Annotated in this window: 23 protein-coding genes and 3 pseudogenes; 2 read left to right on the top strand and 24 right to left on the bottom strand. The window is 40.8% G+C overall.

The annotated features are described in order from the left end of the window. Positions 1 to 32 precede the first annotated feature (32 nt). Together ACWYN3_RS04015 and ACWYN3_RS04010 are read left to right on the top strand one after the other, a co-directional pair. On the top strand, positions 33 to 761 hold the full coding sequence (locus tag ACWYN3_RS04015) for a metallophosphoesterase family protein (protein WP_456219969.1): 729 nt from the start codon (positions 33 to 35) through the stop codon (positions 759 to 761). After that, positions 712 to 1,218 carry a calcineurin-like phosphoesterase C-terminal domain-containing protein gene (locus ACWYN3_RS04010; RefSeq protein ID WP_456219968.1) on the top strand — a complete coding sequence of 169 codons (507 nt, stop codon included), beginning with the start codon at positions 712 to 714 and terminating at the stop codon, positions 1,216 to 1,218. The genes ACWYN3_RS04015 and ACWYN3_RS04010 overlap by 50 nt, the downstream gene beginning before the upstream one ends. A gap of 330 nt (positions 1,219 to 1,548) precedes the next feature. Here ACWYN3_RS04010 and ACWYN3_RS04005 read toward each other — a convergent pair whose 3' ends face one another. From ACWYN3_RS04005 to rhaT, 24 genes and pseudogenes are all read right to left on the bottom strand, one after another. Continuing rightward, positions 1,549 to 2,202 (bottom strand): helix-turn-helix domain-containing protein, encoded by a 654-nt coding sequence (locus ACWYN3_RS04005; RefSeq protein ID WP_456219967.1) that lies wholly within the window; start codon positions 2,200 to 2,202, stop codon positions 1,549 to 1,551. Between the two features lie 19 nt (positions 2,203 to 2,221). Beyond that, positions 2,222 to 2,407: a hypothetical protein gene (locus ACWYN3_RS04000; RefSeq protein WP_456219966.1), complete on the bottom strand. Its 186-nt coding sequence runs from the start codon at positions 2,405 to 2,407 to the stop codon at positions 2,222 to 2,224. 9 nt (positions 2,408 to 2,416) lie between these two features. Then, positions 2,417 to 2,731, bottom strand: coding sequence for a siderophore-interacting protein (locus ACWYN3_RS03995; protein WP_456219965.1), 315 nt, complete (start codon positions 2,729 to 2,731; stop codon positions 2,417 to 2,419). Continuing rightward, positions 2,694 to 3,206, bottom strand: a complete 513-nt coding sequence (locus ACWYN3_RS03990; RefSeq protein WP_456219964.1) for a siderophore-interacting protein — start codon at positions 3,204 to 3,206, stop codon at positions 2,694 to 2,696. Before ACWYN3_RS03990 ends, ACWYN3_RS03995 begins: the two co-directional genes overlap by 38 nt. A 79-nt stretch (positions 3,207 to 3,285) precedes the next feature. Then, a complete protein-coding gene (locus tag ACWYN3_RS03985) occupies positions 3,286 to 3,753 on the bottom strand; it encodes a hypothetical protein (RefSeq protein WP_456219963.1) in 468 nt (155 codons plus the stop codon). Beyond that, entirely contained in the window at positions 3,726 to 4,844 is a 1,119-nt protein-coding gene (locus ACWYN3_RS03980; RefSeq protein WP_456219962.1) for a DHA2 family efflux MFS transporter permease subunit, read from the bottom strand. The genes ACWYN3_RS03985 and ACWYN3_RS03980 overlap by 28 nt, the downstream gene beginning before the upstream one ends. Positions 4,845 to 4,959: 115 nt before the next feature. Next, the gene (locus tag ACWYN3_RS03975) at positions 4,960 to 5,220 is read right to left on the bottom strand and encodes a hypothetical protein (RefSeq protein WP_456219961.1); all 261 of its coding nucleotides are present in this window, start codon (positions 5,218 to 5,220) and stop codon (positions 4,960 to 4,962) included. Positions 5,221 to 5,243: 23 nt separating this feature from the next. Further along, positions 5,244 to 5,879: a hypothetical protein gene (locus tag ACWYN3_RS03970; RefSeq protein WP_456219960.1), complete on the bottom strand. Its 636-nt coding sequence runs from the start codon at positions 5,877 to 5,879 to the stop codon at positions 5,244 to 5,246. Between the two features lie 35 nt (positions 5,880 to 5,914). Continuing rightward, complete coding sequence (locus ACWYN3_RS03965; RefSeq protein ID WP_456219959.1) at positions 5,915 to 6,190, bottom strand: hypothetical protein; 276 nt, start codon at positions 6,188 to 6,190, stop codon at positions 5,915 to 5,917. Between the two features lie 16 nt (positions 6,191 to 6,206). Beyond that, positions 6,207 to 6,653 carry a J domain-containing protein gene (locus ACWYN3_RS03960; protein WP_456219958.1) on the bottom strand — a complete coding sequence of 149 codons (447 nt, stop codon included), beginning with the start codon at positions 6,651 to 6,653 and terminating at the stop codon, positions 6,207 to 6,209. 621 nt (positions 6,654 to 7,274) lie between these two features. Further along, positions 7,275 to 7,970: a hypothetical protein gene (locus ACWYN3_RS03955; RefSeq protein WP_456219957.1), complete on the bottom strand. Its 696-nt coding sequence runs from the start codon at positions 7,968 to 7,970 to the stop codon at positions 7,275 to 7,277. Positions 7,971 to 8,117: 147 nt separating this feature from the next. After that, positions 8,118 to 8,213 (bottom strand): annotated as a pseudogene (locus ACWYN3_RS03950) (hypothetical protein); the annotation flags it as partial. A gap of 229 nt (positions 8,214 to 8,442) precedes the next feature. Next, positions 8,443 to 11,184, bottom strand: a complete 2,742-nt coding sequence (locus tag ACWYN3_RS03945; RefSeq protein WP_456219956.1) for a family 78 glycoside hydrolase catalytic domain — start codon at positions 11,182 to 11,184, stop codon at positions 8,443 to 8,445. A gap of 38 nt (positions 11,185 to 11,222) precedes the next feature. Next, positions 11,223 to 12,227, bottom strand: coding sequence for a RagB/SusD family nutrient uptake outer membrane protein (locus ACWYN3_RS03940; RefSeq protein WP_456219955.1), 1,005 nt, complete (start codon positions 12,225 to 12,227; stop codon positions 11,223 to 11,225). Beyond that, positions 12,218 to 12,712: a RagB/SusD family nutrient uptake outer membrane protein gene (locus ACWYN3_RS03935; RefSeq protein ID WP_456219954.1), complete on the bottom strand. Its 495-nt coding sequence runs from the start codon at positions 12,710 to 12,712 to the stop codon at positions 12,218 to 12,220. The genes ACWYN3_RS03940 and ACWYN3_RS03935 overlap by 10 nt, the downstream gene beginning before the upstream one ends. A 33-nt stretch (positions 12,713 to 12,745) precedes the next feature. Next, on the bottom strand, positions 12,746 to 13,186 hold the full coding sequence (locus ACWYN3_RS03930) for a hypothetical protein (protein WP_456219953.1): 441 nt from the start codon (positions 13,184 to 13,186) through the stop codon (positions 12,746 to 12,748). 41 nt (positions 13,187 to 13,227) lie between these two features. Beyond that, positions 13,228 to 15,231: a SusC/RagA family TonB-linked outer membrane protein gene (locus ACWYN3_RS03925; protein WP_456219952.1), complete on the bottom strand. Its 2,004-nt coding sequence runs from the start codon at positions 15,229 to 15,231 to the stop codon at positions 13,228 to 13,230. 2 nt (positions 15,232 to 15,233) lie between these two features. Continuing rightward, the gene (locus tag ACWYN3_RS03920; RefSeq protein ID WP_456219951.1) at positions 15,234 to 15,755 is read right to left on the bottom strand and encodes a carboxypeptidase-like regulatory domain-containing protein; all 522 of its coding nucleotides are present in this window, start codon (positions 15,753 to 15,755) and stop codon (positions 15,234 to 15,236) included. A 278-nt stretch (positions 15,756 to 16,033) separates the two neighbouring features. Then, the gene (locus tag ACWYN3_RS03915) at positions 16,034 to 16,210 is read right to left on the bottom strand and encodes an alpha-L-rhamnosidase C-terminal domain-containing protein (protein WP_456222879.1); all 177 of its coding nucleotides are present in this window, start codon (positions 16,208 to 16,210) and stop codon (positions 16,034 to 16,036) included. A 41-nt stretch (positions 16,211 to 16,251) separates the two neighbouring features. Next, positions 16,252 to 18,783: a family 78 glycoside hydrolase catalytic domain gene (locus ACWYN3_RS03910; RefSeq protein ID WP_456219950.1), complete on the bottom strand. Its 2,532-nt coding sequence runs from the start codon at positions 18,781 to 18,783 to the stop codon at positions 16,252 to 16,254. Further along, the gene (locus tag ACWYN3_RS03905; protein ID WP_456219949.1) at positions 18,780 to 20,168 is read right to left on the bottom strand and encodes an FGGY-family carbohydrate kinase; all 1,389 of its coding nucleotides are present in this window, start codon (positions 20,166 to 20,168) and stop codon (positions 18,780 to 18,782) included. The genes ACWYN3_RS03910 and ACWYN3_RS03905 overlap by 4 nt, the downstream gene beginning before the upstream one ends. Further along, a pseudogene (locus tag ACWYN3_RS03900) lies at positions 20,168 to 21,441 on the bottom strand (TIM barrel protein). The gene ACWYN3_RS03905 and the pseudogene ACWYN3_RS03900 overlap by 1 nt, the downstream one beginning before the upstream one ends. Positions 21,442 to 21,451: 10 nt before the next feature. Further along, a pseudogene (locus tag ACWYN3_RS03895) lies at positions 21,452 to 23,577 on the bottom strand (bifunctional aldolase/short-chain dehydrogenase). 21 nt (positions 23,578 to 23,598) lie between these two features. Continuing rightward, entirely contained in the window at positions 23,599 to 24,675 is a 1,077-nt protein-coding gene (gene rhaT / locus ACWYN3_RS03890) for an L-rhamnose/proton symporter RhaT (protein ID WP_456219948.1), read from the bottom strand. Positions 24,676 to 24,802: the final 127 nt, after the last annotated feature.

Raw genomic sequence — 24,802 nt, 5'->3', positions numbered from 1 at the left:
AAGACAGTGCTGGTTTCAAAGCTGATTTTGTATTGGAAAAACTGAATGTATCTGATCAGAAACATAACTTTTTAGTCTGGGCTGATCCCCAGATAATCTCTAAAAAAGACGCGGCTTTGTTAAAAGCTCAGACCGTTCCTGATGTACAGGAATTAGTAAAATCTTATCCTCAGGGAACCTTGTTTCATGGAATTGGCTGTGGCGATTTGGTTTGGGATCATTTTGAGCTGATAGCTGATTATAAAGATGCAGTAGCAGAAACAGGTATCCCATTTTTCAACCTGCCAGGTAACCATGATATGGATCTGGATGCAAGATCTGATGAATTATCAACCCGTACTTTTAAAGACGAATTCGGCCCTGCTTATTATTCTTATAACCGGGGTGAGATCCATTACATATCATTAGATAATGTATTCTTTTTAGGCGTCGCAAAAAAATACATTGGTTATTTAACAGAAACCCAGTTGCAATGGGTAGAACAGGATTTGAAGACCGTTAAACCGGGAAGCACAGTTGTAGTTTCTGTACATATCCCTACCAATACGGGTACTTCCAGAAGGAATAAACTGAAAGATGATGAACTGGGTGGTGTGTTATCAAACAGAGAACGTTTATACAAATTACTGGAAGGTTATCAGGTTCATATCCTATCCGGACATACACACATGAATGAGAAATGGGAAGACCGCAACATGATCGAACACGTACATGGTACGGTATGTGGCGCATGCATGGTGGACAGGGCCGGTTTGCAGTGACGGCTGCCCTAACGGATACGGTGTTTACGAGGTAAACGGCAGTGAAATCAAGTGGTTTTACAAGTCTACTGGAAAAGCTAAAGATCATCAGTTCAGGATTTATCCTAAAGGTTCTTTCTCAGAAATTGCCTCAGGAACTACTTCAGGCAATTCACCAGAAACCACCCCTGCCAACCAACAAGAAATCGGTGTCAACATCTGGAACTGGGACCCAAAATGGAAAGTGGAATACTTCGAAGACGGAGTAAATAAAGGAGAAATGAAACAGCGAACAGCAATGGACCCGATCGCTTACAAACTATATGGTGGCCCGTTAGTTCCTAAAAAACATAAATGGGTGGAACCGACCTTAACAGATCATCTGTTTTTTGCTACCCCTGCTCCTGGAACCCGCCAGTTTAAAGTAGTAGCTACTGATCGCTTCGGTTCAGCTTACACTGAAGAAATCACTCTTTAAAATTACAAAATCCCTTTTTGATAAACTCAGAATCCGTGGCATCGTTACTACGGATTCTGAGTTATGTAATAAAGGTTCTCTTCTATACCTGCAATACTCATGACCAAAAACCCTTTACCTGCATGTTCAGTAATCCCATACTTTTTAACAATCTGCACAGCTCAGCAACCCGCTCTTGATTTCCAGCCACATAAAACCAGGTATGTGTATTGCAATAGCCATGTTCTTTGAGCCAACAGGAAAGCTCGCTGATGTAGCGTATATTTGACTGACACAAAGAAACCGCCTTTCTTACCCATATAAAATAGCTGCATCGCGGTAAGAATAGGACTACTTACGGTACTGATCACGGAAAGCGATCGCAGAAGCGCCGCTCAGTTTGCGAAATAAACGGGAAAAATAAGAATGATCGGCATAACCCAGATCATGGGCAATCTCTTTAACGGTAAGCTGACTATAATACAACAGGCGTTTCGCTTCGGTCACCACTTCCTGTTGTATCCAGTAGCTTACAGGAAATCCTGTAGTTTTTTTGAGCACTTCGTTCAGATAAGATTCTGAAACATTTAACCTGGCTGCATAGTCTTTAGGGCTTTTCATAGTGCGCAATTCTGCTTTTAACAGATTTTTGAATTGACCAGAGATTTCGGCGCGTCTTGATACTTTTAAATTAAGACCAGAGTGTTCGTTGAAAAAACCCGCAGCAATTGCTAAAAACGATTGCAGTAATGCGTGGATAACTGGTACATAAAACGAATTGGTATCGGTCTCTTTATATTTTTCATAGAACAGCAGCATCAGATTATGGTATTGTTCAAGTTGTACCTCATTGAGTTCATAAGGCCGCTGAAGCAATAAGCCGCTTTCAAATACATCTCTGCATTGCTGAGGAATCAGTGCGACATCAACGGCAACGAACCAGCCATCTACCCCCACATTACGGAGCCGGTGGTGTACCTGCGTTGGCAAAACATAATAAAGCATCCCTTCCAATAATTGAATTTCATTGAAATCGATCGATCATCAACATCCCCGAACCTTTCTTCAGCAAAAAGAAAATATAATGATCATCACGGTGTGCACCAAGAGGCCCCACCATATCAACATAAGGCTCATCCTCCACAAATTTTTCAATCTGCAAACCCAGGCTTGTGTTATCCTGTAATATATGTAAAGGGATATTCTTCATTACTCAAAATTAATCATTTATGTTTACTCTGATTTGTTGATAATCATCTTCACTCAGTCCAGCCGTCCAGTATACCGTAGCGCGTAGCTCTTCGCGGTTCAATTCAAGCTGTTCTGATGCATATTTGCGCATCGCCCTCACCATTTTTTCCTCTCCGGCAATCCAGACAAACCGCGATTTGAACAAAACATCGGGCAACGTTACTTCTTTTACAGCATTCAATATCAGATCCGATTGTTCAGCTGGTTTCCCATTCCTGATTAACCAGCGTATTTCAACAGCACTTTCAGTTTTGATCTGAAAAGTTTCTGCTGAACCTCCCACTTCTAATAAAAGCGATTCCCGTTGTTGTTGCCGGCAATGCCTCTAACATAGCTGTGATAGCGGGTGTAGCCGTTTCATCGCCTGCAAATAAATGCCAATCGGCCTGTATAGGTATTCTACCCGACTTTTTCAAACCTATCCCCACATGATTACCGATCGAAACATTTTCTGCCCAGGCAGATGCAGGGCCGCTATCTCCATGAAGAACAAATTCGACATCCAAAATCCCTGCGACCTGATCTATACTTCTTATTGTATAGGTACGAACATAGGGCTTAGTTTTTTCATCGGGCAAGAATGGTCTGCCACTTAACAATTCCGGCAAAGTTGCTTGTGCACCTTGAACAGACGGAATGAAAATTTTAAAGTGGCCGCCCGGAATCAGCGGGCCAATCTCTTTGAGTAATTCGTGTTTTAGGCTAATCCGCCTTAAATGAGGTGTTGTATCCTGAATAGCACAAACCAGTGCATTCATACATACTGACCCTGGCTTTTTGATTTCAGTTGATGGTATACATCGTTCTTTGTATTTAAGATTATTTTAAAATAGTTAACTAGTGGGCATCAGGTAAAACTATTTTCCCGGTTTTTACTTTTGCCCGTTTTTTAATCGTAATCATAACCAGTGGGATACAGCAGGCATTTAACAGGGCTAACAGTAAAAATGCATCCATATAGCTGAGCAAGAAACTTTGCTTAACTACAGTATTTTCCAGCGCACCGAGAGATTGCTGTACCGCGCGCAGGTAAGTGGAGCCATGTGCCATAAAATTGCGGATAAAGATTTCCTGCCGCATCATGGTCTGTGGGTCTGAAGCAGTAACATGTGTAATTAATGCGGTGCGGTTAGCGGCCTCGCGATGTGCGATATAAGTGTTAATTAAAGCAATACCGAAAGATCCGCCCATCTGCCGCATCATATTATTCAAAGCAGCCCCTTGCGGGATCTCAGAAGGCTTGAGTTCTGATACTGCGAGTGCTGTCAGCGGAACAATCAATAACGCAGCGCCGAGTCCCTGCAAATTAAAGGGATAAAAAAGTAATCGGTACCAGTTTCCAGGTTCGACCCCGACATCATATAACCGAATACCGCCGACATACCGAAACCCAGGATGATCAGGTATTGCGGGCGAACGCCACTTTGCAGCATTTTACCTAAAAACGGCGATATCATAGCTGCTATTAAAGTACCCGGCAAGAGCATGGTTCCGGTTTGGAAAGCTGAATAACCAATAATCCGTTGCGCATACAGCGGAAAAACAAATACTGCGCTGAACAATCCGAAGCCCAGCACAAACGTCATAATAGCTGAAATGGACAAGGTTGCACTTTTCAATACCCGCAGGTTGATCACCGGAAAAGGGATTTTAAGCTCCCACCAGACCAGGGTAGCTAATGAAATCACCGAGAACATAGTGAGCACAACAATATAAGTGGCCGAGAACCAGTCATCCGTTTCGCCGCGTTCCAGTACTACCTGTAGCGCGCCTACCCCTACTGCAAGCAGAAAAATACCAAGCCAGTCGATACTTCGCCCATCATCTGATTTTTTAGTTGGTTTAAGGTAGATGTAAGACAACAGGGCCGCTAGAATTCCGATAGGGATATTGACATAAAAGATCCATTGCCAGGATAAATTATCTACAATAAAACCACCCATTACCGGTCCAATGGAAGGGCCGATAATGATGCCCAGGCTAAATATCCCACTTGCTGTAGCACGTTCTTTAGCAGGAAAAGTTTCAAACAAAATAGATTGCGATGTAGAAAGCAATGCACCACCGCCAATCCCCTGAAAGAACCGGAACGCTACCAGTTCCCATAAACTATCCGAGAACCCGCACATGGCCGATGCTACGGTAAATAAGATGATTGAACCTATATAATATTGCTTTCTCCCAATCTTCTCAGCTAAAAAACTGGTCATGGGGATAATGATTACGTTTGCAATCGCATAGGATGTAATCACCCATGCAGTATCTTCTAACGGAGCGCCTAGATTACCACTCATCGTATTGATGGATACGTTAACGATGGTAGTATCAATCAGTTCAATGATAGTTGAAGTGATGATTGTAGCTACGATAATCCATTTTCTGAAACCTGTTTCCATGCATCTTGTTTTTAAACGATGCAAAGAAACCAGCTTTTTAAGGCCGGTGAAATAGAGGCTTCGGCGTAATGATAGGACTATTTGCGGTTATTTTTCACCGCCTACATCTAATGACTTACCCCCTGATCTTGAGATAAATTTCACCTGTATCGGACGCATGTCTTCTCTTGAGAAAGATCAGCTGGCTCAGACTAATTCTGCCTTCCAGTACTTGCATCAGATCCTGGCCGTCCATTAATATCATAGATTTAAGAGTCGTACTGCCAGTTTCCGTAGCGTCCTTTGAATAGCCATTCAGAGAAATAAACAGTCCTAAAGTGTTTTTTAATTTACCCGAGATCTTGCCACCAAATGCATACAGATCACTGGCATTCACTAGTGGCGTCTGCCATTTAGCCTCTAATATAAAAAATCCTGGCTATCAAAAGTAAATGAACCATCAATTTGCTCTCCCTGAGTCTTGAAAGGTCCCTTAGGATCTAATTCAAACAGCTCAAACAAAGAATTCAACAGCTTTTCAAATGCAAATCCCCTATTTTGCGGACTTAACCCGATAGCAATTTCAGAAAATCTCTTGTTTAACCCTTCAAGTCTTTCAGAAAAATCGATTGTCTTCTTTAATCTTTCGAGGTTATTGATCCTGTTTTCATGGCCTTTTGCTAAATTTTCTAACGCTGAAAAATAGCCATTTGTCTGATTGCGGAGCTTGGTCACGGCTTCTTCTGCTTTCATAATTAAATCACCTTTCTCATTCCAATATTCAAGATGGCTGAAATCATTAAAATCTGAAGTTTCTTTCAGTAATTTCAGTAAATCGGTCATGTATATATCCTTTCTGGCAGCCATCCGGTCAATCAGTTCTGAGACACTATCATATTTTTGGTTATCCTTCCAGTTTATTGTTGAAACAATGACCGAATTATCAATGGTCAGTTCGATGAACTGCTTTAAATCTGTTTTTTTCCAATAGATTTTGGCTAAAGCATCTTTCAGGGCAATAAGTGCCTGTGAGGATATATTTTGAGTTTTTGTCATGATTTTTTTCCTTGTCAAATCCGAATAAAAATTACTTATTGATATGCTGGATTTTGGTCGTTATCTTTCTTATTTTCAATACGTAAAGTATCTGCTATTTTAAGTCCTTCAATTGATTTTGAACGTTCTAAAAGCCTCAGGCTATCAGAATTATTTTTTTGAGGTTGACTGGTAACAGGAATATTTTTATTGACTGGCCTGTTCCACCGTTTTTTTCTGATCTTCTTATGTTTTTTTTCTTTGACTACTGTCTTTTCAGCTATCACATTTTGTGGTTTCCATGAAAGTTTAGAAGCCTTATTAAATATCATTGCGAACAACACTATATTAACCAGGATCAGGATGGTTTTTTTCCAATACCAAAGACTTTAGCCGCTTTTTTGTTTCGGATTCGGTCCAGTCTCCGTTCCTGGTTTGTAATTGTTCTTCTGAAGACTGGTAACGGAATTGCTGGTTTCCCTGGGATGTATACTTTTTACCTCCGCTTTTAGTACCATTTCTTCCCCATGACTTATAACTTTTCTTTTCCTTAGATTTAGCAGCTGCTGTTATAACAGGAAGCAAATCAGAGAGTGATTTATTATATTCATCACGCCTGGTACTATCTCCTAATATTTCGTAAGCATGGTTAACTTGCTGATGCTCTTCTTTATTCTTACTATTTTCCCCATTGAGATCAGGATGTAGTTCTTTACTGAGCTTTATGAATGCTTTTTTTATTTCATCAGGGCTTGCATCTCTGGGAATACGTAATGTATCATAGTGATTACTCATAGTATACCTATTAAAATAAAACTTAAAAAAAACAAAGCAACCAGGAAGAGAACCAGGCAAACAGACTTTATCTTTTTGATTTTAAGCTTTGAATCACACTGAAAACATAGATATCCTGCTCCATAATAGGTTTGGGTATTTACTCCCGAAGAGCTTCTTCCCCGCCAGTGGTTATTAGACACACCTGTGATAACGGGATAGTAATATGTTGCACCGGGCCGTAGACAATGTAAACATGTAGTCATTGAAGAGAGTGAGCTAATTAATATTAATTTTTAATATTTTCAAAACTAAGAAAATAGCAATTAATATTATCCAAATAATAGTTTTATATTTATTTAAAATTAAAAACAGAAAACAATTATCATTAAAAATCCACAAATTAATTCATTTATAACCTATAATGATAAGTAAAGCATTTAAACACTTCGGCTGTTTACAGATTAATTTTTAAGTTAAAAATGCACCTTCCAATGATCAAACGATATACTTGAATAGGGCTATTATTGTGGATATAAATGTGGCAATTGGAGCCAATCCGTTTATAAAAAGAAAAACGGCCAATGGAAAGAATGGATATAGCTATCTGCCTGGATCAGCTAACTATATCCATTAAAAATACTAAATCGAAGGTCTCAGCGTCAAATAAAACGGAGCCTCTATATCCTGCCTGTTCTGACTTTTAATGATTTCTGCTGCCATAGTTCCCATCATCTTAAAATCAGTTGATATCGTCGTTATTCCGTTTAATAAAATCTTTTTAAGTGGAGTTTCATTGTAAGAGATTACGCCCACATCTTTCCCGATTTGCAAGCCCAGAGAAAAGATCTTTTCAATCAGCACAACCAGATCATCCTCCATCAGGTTGATATAAACTTCACCAGATTGAATAACTTCACTGGCTATATCACTAACTACAAAATAATTAAAAGCATACTGCTGACAAAACCTTTTGAACCCTTCAATGATTTCACCTGGGAAATAGCTCTTTTGAGGAAAGACCAACTTAATAGTATGATACTTCTCCAGTTGCTCTTTGGCCTGAACCAATGCCCTGTAGATATCCTTTTCAAAATTCTCATAAACCGCCGAATAATTACCTGTCACACCCAGTACTTTTTTATCAAGCATAATTAGTTTTTCGGCCGGGATTGTATTGATAATTTTATAGGCATCCTCTCCGCCTTCTACAAAATGCGGAATAATCACATAATGAGAATATTCGGTCCGTTTATTCAGGATCAACTTTTTGAAGATCGAAAAGTCATTGTTATAAATATAGAAATCAATCAATGCATCCCCACCTAAAGCAGCCACAAAAGAATCATAGATAATTTTTTTATGAAAAGACAGCTTATTAAAGAGCAGAAATATTTTTATCTTTTTCTTGAACTCTGTATTACCAATATAAAAGCCTTTGCCGGGTACAGATATGATTACTCCCTGTTTCTTCAGATATTTATACCCTTTTTCTGCGGTATCTCTGGAGATTTCCAGCTCACAGCTAAGCTCATTGATAGAAGGCAGGATATCATTTCTATTTAATTTCCCATCTTCTATCGCTTCAATAATAGAATCACTAAGCTGTAAATATTTTGGGTGGCAGAATATTCGTCAATATGTATGAACTTTAAAAAATCGGATGTCTTCATCATTGTATTAAATAAATATAAACCCTTTTAGCTATATTAAAACACTTACCCATTTATTTAATCTCCCGGCTAATCCATGTACCCGTTTATGACGTAAAACACGCGCCATAAACGGGCAAAAACAAGGATTCTAAAATCTATAATTTCACCGCGTATTCAAATTGATAAGTTCCTGAACCCACACTCAACTCAACATCATTACCTTGATTGGAGATCTTACTAAACCCTTTAACATCTTTCAATTCGGTTCCGCTTTCAGTAACTGCCGCCTGAGCAGCACCCGGCAGCTTGATCTGTGCAGTAGCATTTGGAGGAATAACAACTTTTAATTTAAAAAGCCCGTTTTCGATCTTCCAGTCACTTACCGTTAAGCCGTACAAGGTTTCAAGCTGTGCATTAGCATGGGTAATTTTCCCACCAGGTTGCGGAGAGATAATTACTTTCTTATACCCTGGCTCTGACTCGTCGGTATCCAACCCTGCCATTACTCTGTACATCCAATCACCAATTGCGCCATAAGCATAGTGATTAAATGAATTCATACCAGTAGTTTGAAAGCTGCCATCAGGTTTAATCCCATCCCAACGTTCCCAGATTGTGGTTGCTCCCATTTTTACAGGATATAGCCACGAAGGATAGGTCTCTTGTAATAACAGTTTATAAGCTACATCTGTACGGCCAAAACGGGTTAACACATGGCAAAGATATGGCGTACCCAAAAAACCTGTTGTCAGGTGATTCCCGTAACTTTCTATATTGGTAACCAGGAAATCTACAGCTTGCTGTCTTAAATTTTCTGGCAGCATATCAAAATTCAAAGCAAGCACATAGGCAGTTTGAGATCCTGAAACCATTCTGCCACTTGGTGTGATATATTCTTTAAGGAATGCTTTCTTAATCCGGTCCAGTAATTCTGTATACTTTTCTTCGTCCGCTTTTTTGCCTAAAACTTTTGCTGTATTAATCAGTAATTGAGTAGAATGTGCGTAAAAGGATTGTGCAATCAGGTATTTATCAGTAATTGCTGCCCGGCCATCATTATCATCTTCGGGGTGATAAAATAACCAGTCGCCAAAATGAAAACCTGTATTCCAGAGATCATTTTTACTTTTACCGGTCATATAATCAACCCAACCTTTCATACTTGGATACTGTGCAGACAGAATTTCTTTATCGCCATAAGCGACGTACATATTCCATGGAATTATCGTGGCCACATCAGCCCAGCCAGTTGAACCGGTTGCATCATCTCCTAATACATTAGGCACCACAAAAGGTACGCTGCCGTTAGCCAGCTGATCTGAAGCCACATCTTTCATCCACTTGGTGAAAAAACCAGCTACATTCATATTAAAAGCCGCCGTACGGAAAAACACCTGCGCATCTCCTGTCCATCCTAAACGTTCATCACGCTGAGGACAATCTGTTGGCACATCCATGAAATTACCTTTCTGCCCCCACTGTATATTATGCTGTAATTGGTTTAACAATGGATTTGAGGTATTAAATGTACCTGTAGGGTCCATATCTGAATAGACCGCGATTGCTTTAAAAGACGAAGGATCAATATTGGCTGTATTTCCTGTTAATTTCACATAACGGAATCCCTGGTAGGTAAAATGCGGCTCATAACTTTCCAAACCACTTCCTTTAAAAATATATTTGACATGTTGTTTCGCTCTCCTGAGATTGGCATCATAAAAGTTCCCTGCTTTATCCAGTACTTCGCCATGTTCCATTTGAATAAATGAACCTGCTTTACCACTCAGTTTAAATGACACCCAGCCTACCACATTCTGACCAAAGTCAAGAACGGTTTCACCTTTTGGTGTTTTGATTACTTTAACTACACTAAACTGTTCATGTCTGCGTGCCAGCGGACTGATGCTACTCTCCAGAACTTCACTGCCTGCGACTATAACCTGTGCATTTTTCCAGCCTGCATCGCTGTAATTTGCTGTTGCCCAACCTGGTTTCTCGAATTTGGCATCATAAACTTCTCCGTTATACAGATCCGAGAAACGAACAGGCCCTGTTGTGTATTTCCAGCTGCCGTCACTATTCACAACTTTCTTTGTACCATCAGTGTACTCCACCACCAATTGTACCAGACCGCTTAATTGTTTACCATAAAAGCCACGTTTACCTTCAAAAGCCAGGTAACCACGATACCAGCCATCACCCAAAGTGAATCCGATTGCATTTTGTCCATTCTTCAGCATAGAAGTTACGTCATAGCTTTGATAGAGCAAACGTTTATGATAGCTTGTCCAGCCGGGTGCCAGATGATCCTGCCCAACTCGTTTTCCATTGATTTGCGCTTCATATAAGCCATGTGCAGTAATATATAGCACCGCCGATTTCACCTTCCCATCAGTTGAAAACACCTTTCTAAAAATAGGGCTTGGCCCCTCAACCGTATCTGCAGGCGAACTTGTGATTGTGATCCACTGGGCTGACCATTCATTTGGATTAAGCAGACCGGTATGCCATGAGTTAATAGCACTCCAGCCTGATTCATTATTCTGATTATCTTTTATTTTCACCTGCCAGTAATAACGTGTATCAGATTTCAACTTTGAACCTGCATAACGCAAAAAGACAGAAGCATCACTTTTCTGGTTTCCGCTATCCCATACTGATGCGTTGCCAGCTGACAAGCCAGCCGAATCGGTACCTACCCTGATCTGATAAGCACTCTGCATCACATTACGCTTCGAAGAATTAATCTTCCAGCTTAAACGAGGTGCAGACCCGTCTATTCCCATTGGGTTTTTCTGGTATTCTGTTCTTAAATCGGTAACGCTTAACTGTTGGGCAGTGGCCGATAAATTAAGGATGGTGCAACTTAGTGCAATTCCTAAATAGTAGCTTCTCATAATAGATTATTGAGGGTTTTGAGTTAGATTGTCCAGATTCACCTCTCTTTGAGGGATAGGTAACAAAAAAGTTTATTGGCATTGATCAGATAAGAACCAGAGGGGATGTTTGTTCGGTGTGCAATTTCATATTTCCCATGTGCAGTCATCACCTCAACAGCTTTTCCTGAACGCACCAGATCATACCAACGGTGATTTTCAAAGGCCAGCTCTACTCTTCTTTCTTGTAAAATAGCATCTCTGAAACCTTGCTGACTATCTACACTTAAAGCTGCGACAGCATTTCCAGGGGTTTTAGCTGGTAATCCAGCCCTTGTACGAATTTGATTGAGTAGTGTAAATTGTTCTCCACCTGCTGCGAAACCTTGTTCGTTTAAACATTCTGCGATCATCAACAGCACATCAGCATACCTGATCACCGGAAAATTATCATTTGTACGGCCTCTGTCTACAATACCATGGTTGTATTTTTTAACGTAAGGGATATTTACAAACTTCCCTCCCGCATCAGTAAAGCCCTCTGCTAAGGATGCATCTTTTCTTAAATCACCAGTTTCATAAGCGTTGTTGATCATATCTTGTGTTGGGATATTCCAGCCACTACTTCCATTCAAAGAGGTTGCAGGATCTCCGGTTATGACACTACCAGAACTCCATGGAGCAAATTGATAGAGAAAATCACTGGACAACCCTGGCTGAGCTCCAAGATACTGAATCTCAAAAACAGATTCACTGTTGTTTTTACTGGCAGGAAGAAAGATGTCCTTATAGACGGGTATAAGGCTATAGCCCAATTGCTGTACTTTCCTCAAGGCAGCTAATGCTTCACTGAACTTTTTCTGTGTCATGTATATTTTGGCCAGTAAAGACAATGCTGCACCTTGTGTAGCTCTGCCAGCCTCGAGACTTGTATATTTAACAGGTAGTTTAGCGGCCGATGTATTCAGATCACCAATGATTTGTGTATATACCTCTTCAATAGATGCTCTGCCTTTGGAACGTGCATCTGCTGGTGACTGACTTGGTGTAAGTCTTAAAGGCACACCTCCAAACTGTCTGGCCAGATTGAAAAATAATTAAAAGATCTTAAAAAAAGAGCTTCTCCGGTATACTGATTTTTCATTTCAGCAGACATCGGTACATTGTCTATTCTCGCAAGGATCTCATTACAGCGTAAAATCCCTGTATAGTTTTGCTGCCAGTAGCCCTGTAAGGGTTCTGCGGTTGCTCCAATCAGAAATTGATCCATGAACTCGCGTTGCTCAGAGCCCCTGTCTGCTGGATTATATTGAAAACTAGTATTATCAGACCTCAATTCACCAAATACCCAGTAATTTACCCTTCCCATATCACTTATAGAAGAATAAGCACCGCTAACGGCCTGTTTAATATCTGTTTCTGTTTTGTAAAAGTTAACGCCTGGCAAAGAGGCTTCGGGAGTCTGGTCTAAAAAGTTCTTTTTACAGCTTGATACAGATAAACTGATCAGCAGAACCCCGGCTATTATATATTTTGTATGATTCTTCATGATTGAGAAAAGATTAAAATGTGAGGTTAAGACCTAGTATAAAGGTTCTTGCAATGGGTAATTGGTAAAGTCTTCTCCTGGAACCAGTGCATTACTTACCGCATTTCCTGAAATCGTATTTCGGCTGACTTCTGGGTTAGCACCACTATATTTGGTGAAAGTCGCCAGATTCTGAATGCTGGAATAAATTCTTGCTCCTTTGATTACTCTTGTACCCTGCAGCAGTTTTTCACCTATCCTGTAACCAAGGGTGATGTTCTGGATACGCATATAACTAGCACTTTCTACCCATGAGGAGTTTACATCACGATAAATTACCCTTGCTCCATTGGTGGTTGGTGTAAACCCATCCCCCGGATTTTCTGGTGATCTCCATCTGTTCAGCACCTTTTTGTCTACATTGAAAATACCATCAATATTAAGCAGGTACTGATTAGCTGTTTTTAAGATCTGTCCTCCCTGAGAACCAACCAATAGTATGTTTAAGTCAAATCCTTTATAACCAAATGTGTTGGTTAAGCCCCAGGTAAAATTAGGTTGTGGTGACCCCCATCACCGCAAAAATCTTTGACTGGCTCAATAATCCCGTTACCGTCTACATCTTTATATTTGACTGATCCAACTACAGAGGTCACATGTTTAGGCGAATTGTTAAGGTCTGCCTGATCTTTATAAATACCTTCCAGGATGTAGCCATAAAACTCTCCAACCGGGTGGCCAACTTGCGTAATGTGCTGATAAGATCCTTCACCACTACGGCCACTAAAAATAGGGTCGTTGTTTTCATTTAACGCGAGTACCTTGTTCCTGTTAAAAGCAATATTAGCACTGGTATTCCAGGTAAATGTACCTTGGATATTTTTAGAGTTCACCCCAAATTCAAATCCCTGATTTTGAATTTTACCGGAGTTAATAATCGCGTTTGAATAACCGGATGATAAAGGGATTTCGCTGTTATATAACATTCCTTTAGTGATCCTTTTATAGTAGTCAATATTGAAAGATAAACGGTTGTTTAAGATCCCAAGATCAATACCAGCATCCAGTTGTGAGGATTCTTCCCAGGTTAAATCAGGATTGTTCAAAGAAGTAGGAACACGGCCGCTGGATAGCTGTCCGCCAAATACATAGTTTGATGAACCTATGTTAGTCAAATAGGTATAGTTTCCAATATTAAAGTTACCGGATAAACCATAAGCCGCTCTCAGTTTCATTTCGCTGATCCAGCTTGCTTTTTTCATAAAGTCTTCTTCTGAAACTCTCCAGGCAAGAGCAGCAGAAGGGAATGTTCCATATCTTTTATTACCGCCAAAACGAGATGAACCGTCCATACGCACGGTAGCGGTAAACAGATATCGGTCTTTGTAAGAATAATTTGCACGTGCCAGGTATGAAATAATAGACCATTTTTGCACGTCTGAATTATATCCGCTAATAATAGAGGCTGCATTGATGGTCTGTATCTTATCATCAGGATAGTTATCTGCAAACAGATATAAACTTTCTGCGCGTTCTTTCTGAGCACTGTAACCCGCAACAACATTTATACGATGGTCTTTACCGAATGTTTTATCATAGGTCAGTACGGCTTCAGATAACCAGTTAAAGCTTGTTGATTTATTTGTTGTAGAGTTTGGTACAGTTGGCGGAGGTGAATTTACACCACCAACAAACGAAGGGTTAAAGACAAAGGAAGAAGTATTGGTATAATCAACGTTAAAACTATATTTCAGTTTAAGCCCGTCAATGATCTGATATTCAGCGAAAGCTGTTCCAAGACCTCTGAAATTTTTCGACTTTGTGCCGCCAAATTCTAAACTGTTTAATGGATTAGGACCGGCGTACATATTAGGAGAAATCACATAAGGCGTACGGTTCCCGGCAGCATCTGTTACAGGAACCAATGGGCTTAACCAAAGACTTCTGCTCAGCACATCCACAAATTCATTCTCAAAATTATTGAGGTTCTGAACACTGTTGGTTGGCGCAAGGTTAATCCCTACTCTTAATTTCTTGCCTATTTTACTCTCTGTATTCATCCGGATGGCATAGCGTTCAAACCCGGTATAACGGATTGTACCTTCCTGATTCATGTAACCAAGGGAGAATGCGTATTTCGTATTTTCAGAACCTCCGCTAATGCTTGCATCCAGATTACTCATCGGTGCATCATGGATAATTTCGTTGTACCAGTTGGTTCCGGTTCCATATTGAGCGGGGTTACGGAAGGCTTCTGGAATATCAGCGTCTGTAGCAACTAATCCTCTGGAAGCGAAATCATCTACAATGATATCTTTTCTGAATTGCGCGAACTCAGTTCCGTTAAGCATCTGTGGTCTTCCTTTTTGTGGAACCTGCTGGATACCTGTATAGGCGCTTACATTCACGGCCGGAATTCCTTTTACGCCTTGTTTAGTGGTAATTACAATGACTCCATTAGAACCTCTGGAACCGTAAATAGCTGTTGAAGAGGCATCTTTCAAAACAGTAATTGACTCAATATCGTTCGGATTAATCACATTCAGGGGGTTAGAAACCTGCCCTGAGAGGTGTTTGAAATCGGGTATCCGTCAACGACAAATAAGGGGTTATCTCCTGCACCAATAGATCCCGATCCCCTGATTTTAATGGATGTGCCACCGCCTGGTGTACCTGTTGTTGTACTGATCTGTACACCTGGAATCTGGCCTTTTAGTTTCTGATCAACAGAACTTACGGGCAGATCTTTGATTTGTGCAGCAGAAACGGTAGCCACTGAACCTGTAGCATCTTTTTTCGTCGTTGTTCCGTATCCGATAACGACTACTTCATCCAGCTTCTGGTTGTTGGAAACCAGTTGTGCATTAAGGTTAACGTTACCTGTATAGGTTAGCTGGAGCTCGTTATAACCTATATAACTAAAAACCAGAATTGCATTTTCTGCAACCTTTAGGGCATATTCTCCATTTGAGTTTGTAGAGGTACCGGCAGCTGAGCCTTGCACCTTGATGGTCACTCCTGGCAAAGGGCTGCCATCACTTTTATCTGTTACCTTACCGGTCACAGTTTTCTGCTGCGTAGGCTGTTGTACTATTGTAAAATGTAAACAAGAGTACACAAAGCACAGCAGAAAAGAACTTTTGTAAATTTCTCTCCATTGTCATATGTGTTTATATTTGGTCGAACTAAAATAGATCAACCACTCTTGATCGGCAACCTGCTCTATCCTGTAAAACAGCTTTTATTTATATTTAAAACGTTTTATAAAAAAAAGGGAGACAAAATCAATTGCCTCCCTCTATACTGAGTTTTGAAATTACTTACTGGATTTCGAATCGGTATTTACCTGATTTCGAACTGATATTTACCGGCTCCTGCTTCATAAATCTTGCTTATTTTTTTACCTGCGTAATAAACAGCCTGTGTCCGGGATATGGGAAAATGAATCGTAGAGGTACTATTTGCGGGGATGGTAACATTGTAAATTACAGCATTGCCTTTTCTTTTCCACGAAGAGATAATGGTTCCAAAAGGCCCATCATGACTTGCTTCAAAATGAGTTAAACCAGTGACAAATTTGGTGCAAGAATTACATTTTTGAAGCCGGGTTGTTTTTCGTCAACTTTGATTCCTCCTAGCCCTTTAAAAAACCAGCCTCCTATTTCTCCGAACATCATATGGTTTAAAGAAATGTCGCGTTCTGCCTGAATATTCCAGTTTTCATAAAGTGTGGTTGCCCCGTTGACAATCCACCATCCCCATGAGGGATAGGTATCCTGTGCGGCCAGTTGATAAGCTGTTTCTGCCTGACCATTGTCACTCAGGGCGTTTAAAATTGCTTTAGCACCTAACACGCCTACATCAAGATGCATCCCGTCTGCAGCTACTCTTTCTGCCAGATTTGAGGCCACTTTACTTTTAAGCTCTTCTGGTACTATCCCCCATTGCAAGGCAACACTGAGTTCTGTTTGTAAACCACTTCCATAGATCCCTGTTGCCTGGTTAAGATATTTATCATTGATTGCTTTCTTAATTTTCTCTGCAAGGGCGGCGTAGTTTTTAGCGTCATCATCAGTTTTACCAAACATTTTTGCTGTTTTGGCGAGAATATTAGCGTCTGCATAATAATAAACTGAAGAGGTATATTCTAATGGAGAGGATGACTTTACAGGAACCCAGTCCCCTCTGCCGTAACTTGTTAATCCAGAAGGGCTGATTTGAGTAACGTAATTGACGTAACTTTTTATATTGTCATAACAGGCGGCAAGCAATTTGGGATCTCCGTAAAACTGATAAATATCCCATGGGATAATCGCTATAGTACTAGTCCAGTCTGTGCCATTTGCGGTTCCATAACCCCACCCACCAGTAGGAATAATATCTGGTAATACACCGTTAGGCTGCTGTTCATCCCGATGATCGGCAAGCCACTTTTCATAAATTGTAATGCCGTCAAAATTATACAAGCCGGTTTCAACAGCAAAATGTCCATCTCCTGTCCAGCCATTCTTTTCTCTTTGCGGACAATCCGTTGGATAGCCGTATAAGTTTGACAGATAAGAGTTATTGGTTGCCCACCATAACCTGTCTATTAAAGGGTTTGAGGAGCTGATTTTTCCAGCTGCCGGAACATCGCTGTGCATGAAATACCCGGTAATGCTTTCTTTAGTAAGCTGAACAGGTTTACTACTGATCACTTCTACATATTGAAATCCTTTATAGTTGAACCTGGCCATAAATTCTTCCTCTCCTTTGCCATTTAAGATGAGGATATCCGTTTGAAAAGGGTCTTTTTTATCTGCCGGGCGATGATAGACATCAATATTAGAGAGGTCAAGCCTGCCATCCGGATAAAGTCTTTCGCCATGTTTGATCTGAATTACAGTTCCACTTTCTCCTTTGACCCTGATCTTCGATACACCTGCGATATTTCTGCCCAGATCAAACACGTAAGTTGTATCGTTAAACTTTTTCATGGTGACTGCCGGAATGGTTTCCACAATCCGGATTGGGTGCATCACCTGGCTGACAATATTTTTGGATGGTGCTGCACGAAGTGTGACTTCCCCCCATTTACTGTCATCAAAATCATTGTTATTCCATCCGGGTTGTTCTAAACGCGCATCATAATGTTCGGCAGTATAAATACTGTTAAAAATCAGTGGCCCGCTATGTGTTTTCCAGCTGCCATCAGAAGTAATAGTTTCCACAGAACCATCCTGATAAGTAATCCGCAGATCGAGGCAAAATGCTGGTCTTGCTCTCCATGGGGCTTTATCAAAGTTCCAGACGGCTAAAGACTGGTGATTGTACCAGCCATTTCCGAGTAAAACGCCAATGGCATTTTTACCGTCCTGCAAATTGCTGGTCACGTCATAACTTACATATAAATTCCTTCTGTCAAAGCGGGTATACATGGGATCAAGCCGGTGGTTCCCTACTTTTTTACCGTTCAGGTAAAGTTCGTATAATCCGCCTGCTGCAATATATGCTCTGGCAGATTTTATCTTTTTTGGGGTTTGAAATACTTTTCTGAAATATGGGGCAGGTAATAGATTGATATCATTTCTGTCACTGATCCATGTACCTTTCCAGTTTGACATGGCTACCATTCCTGTTTCAAAACTGGCAATTTTAACAGCAGAGCCGGGTTTCCCATCTTTATCCCAGATTTCTACCTGCCAGAAGTATTTGGTGAATGGTTTTAGCATTTCACCGCTATAAATCAGTAATGAGGCTGATGAGTTTACTTTACCGGTATTCCAGATCACAGATTTTTGTTGGGTAAGCGCGGATGAATCTGTACCGATAGTTACACTGTAAGCGGTTTGCCGGGCACCCTGACGGGTGTCTGAAAGCTGCCATGAAAGACGCGGTTTTGGCGCATCTATACCTATCGGGTTTACTAAATGTTCGCACTGTAAGTTATCTGGTGATACACCGGGTAAGCGGGCTTGACTCACCGCGACTGTATGACTGATCGTAACTGTATGATTAAACGAAAATGTCCGGCCTGTTATAGCCTGACTGGAAATGAAAATAAGAATGAATAACAGGGAGGAGCTAATACTTTTGAGTTGGTTGGGTTTCATAATTCCATATTCATATGTGTTGCGTAATACTTTAATTCGATAATATCATTTGGGATCGGCTTTCTGTTCCAGCTTTGATGTATAGCCAATGCCGTTCCAATTGCTGTTGCCTGCGCCATTGAGGCGGCGAATACTTCCAGCTGAGGAAACAGCATCGCCAGCATATTCATATAAATTATATTCTTGCTAAATCCCCCATCTACAAAGATCCTTTTCACCTGATCATCTTCCATGACTAATCTGGCAGATGCCCGCTGTTGCAGGGCGATATCCAGAATAAACTGGTGATAAGCTTCTTTACCAGAGCGAAAAGCGGAAAGATCTCTTGTCATAAAAACAGATTCTTTACTGACTGGCGGGTTTAATTCATTTCTTTGTTTCATCTTCTGAAGCAGGTGTTCTGTAAGGCTGGCATCGTATTTCATATGCCTGTAACTCCCAATATTTTGCTTAAAATGAGCTGCGATCCGTTTCACCTGCTGCTCATGCTCGTACCCGGCAAAAATTCTGGAAGCTTTTACGGGTTTACCTTTATACTGCATGTAACTCAGACAATCTTTTGTGAGCTCTTCAGCAGTTAATGGCAGATTGTTAAATGGGTTCATCGTTATACACCAGGTACCTGTAGAAATCAGGACAAATGGCTCATGAAAATTAATCAGATATGGGATCAATGCTGCCGAACTATCGTGTAAACCAACTCCTACTTTGTATTGATTACCTGGAAATTCTGAAGGAAATACATGATCAGCATCAACTATGGGTGCCAGTTTTTGATCCAGCCCTTCTTTCTTCACCCATTCATGGTAATCGTTCTGTTTAAAATCCCAAAGCTGGGTATGACAGCCAATACTGGTAAGATCTGAATATTCAACACCAGAAACCAGGTAGCTAAGGTATTGAGGCAAATGCAACGCATACTTGATTTGATTGTATAGTTCGGGCTTTTCTTTTTTAATCCGATAAAGCTGCATGCCTGAATTCAGACTTCCTAATACGGGCGATGCGGTCGAAGCAGAGATTGTTTCCTGATCACCATAGGTATCATAAAAACTTGTTTTAAGCTCCTGGGGATATGCTTTCAAATAGTTATATAAGGGTGCCAGTGGTTTTCCATATTCGTCAATGTATACGAAACTGGCTCCATAAGTGGAGAAGTTAACTGCTTTAATTTCGAACTCTTTGCGCTTCAGGATTTCGCGCAAAGAGTCAAAAATGGAGAGTCTTAAACTTTCCAGGTTTTCACACAGATCGCCGTCCTCGTCATACATCTCTATAAAACGGGCAGAGCGTTCAAAAACTATTTTATAGTCTTCATCAAAAAGGAAAATCTTTTTATTAGTCTTCCCTACATCAAAAACTACAATAACTGGAATTGCACTCATTATAAACCTGTAGCTATAGTTTTCATTCCTCTTTCTGCAATCAGTTTTTCTCTGACCCTGAGCTGGCGATATAATTCCAAAGGCTTTGCAGCTCCGCCACTTCTGCGTCTTGCTTCTTGCACAATCGCTCTTACATCTGTACGGAAAGCATGCTGCAAAATTTCCTGACAAAGTGCTGTATCATTTTCCTGCTGTGCAACGGTAAGCGCGGCTTTATCAACCAGTAAGGCCTGGGCATAGGCCATCATGATCGCTTCTACAGATTGCAGCAGATCTTCTAATGGATCTTTTACGTTGTGAGAGGCATCAATCATCCAGCCTAATCCTGTGGCATGATCTATACCTTTTGCATCCATACCTTCTATCAATTCATTAAAAATAAGAAATAGCTGATAAGGTTTTATACTTCCGGCAGTTAAATCATCATCTCCATATTTGGAATCGTTAAAGTGGAAACCGCCCAGCTTACCTTCCATCAGTAAAAGTGAAACAATCTGTTCAATGTTGGCATTAGGTAAATGATGGCCCAGATCGACTAAGGTATAAGCTTTAGGCCCCAGTTTATTGGCAAACAGCAAGGATTGCCCCCAGTCTCCTACTGTAGTGGAATAAAAATTAGGCTCGAAGGCCTTGTATTCTATGAATAGTTTCCATTTTTCTGGTATAGCCGCATAAATTTCTTCCAGGCTTTCTAAGGTGTTCTGGAAGGCTTTTCTGAAATTCAATTGTCCCGGGAAACATGATCCATCTGCCAGCCAGATCGTTAATGCCTCGGAGCCTAAAGCGTTTCCCTGACGGATTACTTCAATATTATGCTCAATAGCTTGTTTACGGACTGCTTTATCTACATGTTGTAACGAACCGAATTTATAACTATGAGCCTGATCGGGCTGATCCTGAAAAGTATTGGAGTTCATGGCATCAAAGCGAAGTCCATGATGGCTGGCGAGTTTCTTAATTCCTTCGTAATCCTGAGTTTTATCCCATGGAATATGAAGCGAAACTGCTCCGCTTGATTGATTCAATTGATGAAGGAGTCCGATGTCCTGGATTTTCTCTTCCAGACTGCGCGGCTCTCCGCCACCAGAAAAGCGTCCAAACGTGTTCCGCCTGTACCCAGTGCCCAGCTCGGAATTCCTATCTGGAATTTAATCAATTTAGCAATCAGGTCTTCAACCTGCGGGTTTTCTGATGCCGCAAAATCGAATCTGCGCTGATGCTCAGTTTCTGACTCCTGATTGTGTGTATCTATCTGATATTTTTCTATTTCCATTTTCTTCAATTTATCTGACAAAGGCTGTGGCTATGCCACCGTCTACGTTTAATACATTACCTGTAGACTTGTTTAAAAGGCCGCCTACAAAAACCAAACAGGCATTTGCAATATCTTCCGGAAGGATAATCTTATCCAGTAAGGTCCGTTTAGCATAAAAAGCGGGTAAATCTTCTACTTTCACACCATATGCTTTTGCACGGCCCGCAGCCCAGTCTCCTTCCCAGATTTTACTGTCTGAGATGACGGCATCAGGGTTAACTACATTGACCCGGATCTGATCTTTCCCTAATTCTGCTGCATTCAGCCTGCTCAGGTGAAGAAGCTGTGCGGCTTTAGCAGATCCGTATCCTGCATTATTAGGCCCTGAAACGAGTGCATTTTTACTGACAATATTTAGGACATCACCCCCTATTCCTTGCTTGCGCATAGTTGCTACAGCTGTTTGCGTGATTTTGAACTGCCCTTTGACCAGTACGTCATATAAAAGGTCCCAGTCTTTATCGGTATGTTCTTCTATGGGTTTGGAGATTGATAATCCGGCACAGTTTACCACAATGTCTACTCCGCCAAAGGCAAGTGCAGCGGCATCAAATGCTTTTTGAATATCGTCATTACTGGTTACATCCAGCAAGACAGTGGTATAAGCGTCTTTTCCGTAGAGAGCTTTAAATTCATGATCTGCCTGCACCAAACGACCGGCATCGTTATCATTGATAATCACCACAGCACCTTCGTCTACAAATCTTTTGGAAATGGCTTTACCAATTCCCCCTGCACTCCCGGTAACGAGGGCAATTTTTCCCGTTAATAATTTGGGCTTTGGCATTCTTTTTGCAGCTTTGCTTCTTCGAGCAACCAGTATTCAATATTAAATGCTTCCTGACGAGGTAATGAGGTATAGGAAGAAATCGCTTCCGCCCCTTTCATGACGTTGATTGCATTGATATAAAACTCTGCTGCTACACGTGCGGTTTGTTTATCTTTTGAGAAAGAGAACAGTCCGATTCCCGGATAAAGAATGATTACCGGGTTAGCATCACGCATGGCCGGACTATTTTCGTGTTTACAGGTTTGATAATATTCAGCATACATTTTTCTGTAAGCTGCAAATGCGGGTTCCAGTATTGCTTTAATTTTTTCCGGATCTCTCAAATCTGCTTCTGCATCCAGCGTTAAGACTAATGGGCTGATCTTAGTCCGCAGAAAGTGATCGGGACAGCTGGTACCTAAGGGTGCCAATCTGTTCAGATCATTAGAGTTAATAAATTCCAACACCCTTGGATCATCGGTAAAATGCCCGATCATATGGCGTTCAGTAGAACATAATCCACGTAAAATGGGTGATAAGGTGGCTGCCTGCCTTTTTCTTATGGATAATTCTGAGCCAGATATTTTCTGACCTCCAAATACCGGTGCTTTTTTACCGTAATTTTCTTCGAGATGGCTGGCACAGATCTCTATGACTTCAAGGGTATTGAGATAACTCTCGTAGGCGGTATCTCCCCAGGTAAATAATCCGTGAGATCCAAGCATGATCCCCCGGATTCCCGGGTTTTCATCAAGACATTGTTTGAGCTGTAACCCCAGGTCAAATCCGGGTTTTTGCCAGTCTACCCAGCCAATTTTTCCTTTGAACAGGCTTTGGGTAATTTCTTTTCCATCTTTTGCGGCTGCAATCGCTATAGCGGCATCCGGATGTAAGTGGTCAATATGTTTAAATGGAAGGAATCCATGTAAGGGGGTATCAATTGATGGTGCTTTAGAGTTCAGGTCATAAATACAGTGGTTAAACAGCTCTACCATTTCATCTTCCTGATCAAGACCATTGTAGATGTTTTTTAAAGATCTCAGACGATCTACATATAAAGAAGCTAAACCTGTACGCTTGAGTGTACCAATATCACCGCCCGAACCTTTGATCCACATGACTTCGATAGGCTGACCGGTTAGCGGGTCTGCTGCATGTGCTTTGCACGAAGTATTTCCACCGCCATAATTTGTCAGGCGTAAATCTGCACCTAATAAATTTGAACGGTAAAGTAATAAAGCGACCTCATCTCCTGCTAACTTAGCCGCCTCTGTTTCATCCCATAAATAACTTACGTGCTTAAACCGGTGTCTTTCGTCGAACATATTATTTGATATTTATTGTTTCTATTTAATTGAGTTTCCATATCCCACAATGAGGATAGAAGCGATAATAAATGCAATACCGGTCAGCACTGTCCTGAATGTTTTCTTTGTAACTGATTTCCATTCTTTCAGTACAAGTCCCCAAACATTGGCTACAAGAATGATAAAAGCCATATGCAGGATCCATGAGCTTGCTCCGTTACCTAATTTACTTTCGCCCATTCCGTAGAAAAAGAACTGTAGAAACCAGGTGGTTCCTGCCAGTGCAGCAAAAATATAGTTGGAGAGCAACGGTGTTTCTTTATTTGTATAATCTTTAAATGTTTTGTTCCGCGCATTCAGCAGCATACACCAAAGAAAATTAGTGGTTAGACCACCCCATAAAATCACGACATAAGTTACGTTATTTTGAAAAAGAAATTCCCCTTGTCCGGGATGAAGGGCTTTCCACAAGTTATTAGCTTCGTGTGCCATATCTTTCCCTGCATCAATACCAAAGGCGAAGCAGGAGCTTAGTAATCCCGAAATAACAGCAACGGTCAGTCCTAATCCTATTTTAAATTCAGCACTTTCTTTGGTCTCTTTTTGTGTAGCCAGATCTTTTTCTTTCATCATTCCGGCCTTTCCACAGAGAATAATCCCGATTATACAGACTAGTAAGCCTGCAATCACCAACTGCCCCCATGAACTGGTGATAATGTCAGTAAAGGTGTCTTTACCTGTTTTAGGATAAAAATCGTAATAGATGGACGGCATTAACGCGCCAAATACTGAACTCATTCCCAATATGATTGAGCTGCCTAAGGAGACGCCGAGATAACGTACACCAAGACCGAAGGTAAGCCCTCCTATTCCCCACAGTATGCCAAAAAAATAGGTTAATGCTATAGTTGAAACATCGGTATGTTTTATGATTTCAGTAAAATCAGGAATGGTCAGATAAGCAGCCAATGGAGGGACTATCAGCCAGGAAAATATACCTCCAACAATCCAGTAGCTTTCCCAGGCCCATCCTTTAACTTTTTTATAAGGTATGTAAAAGCTGCCAGAGGCGAACCCTCCGATAAAATGGAATATAACCCCAAAGATGATCTGCATAATATTTATCTGGTTAGAATAATTATGCTATTATACCGCTTTAAAATTTTACTACTGTTATTAACTGTCCTGCTCTGCCTTATAAATATAGTATATCAAATTTGTTATAGTTATAGCTAAACCAAGG

Source organism: Pedobacter sp. NJ-S-72, from assembly GCF_053890575.1.
This window is presented reverse-complemented; position numbering and strand designations above follow the sequence as displayed.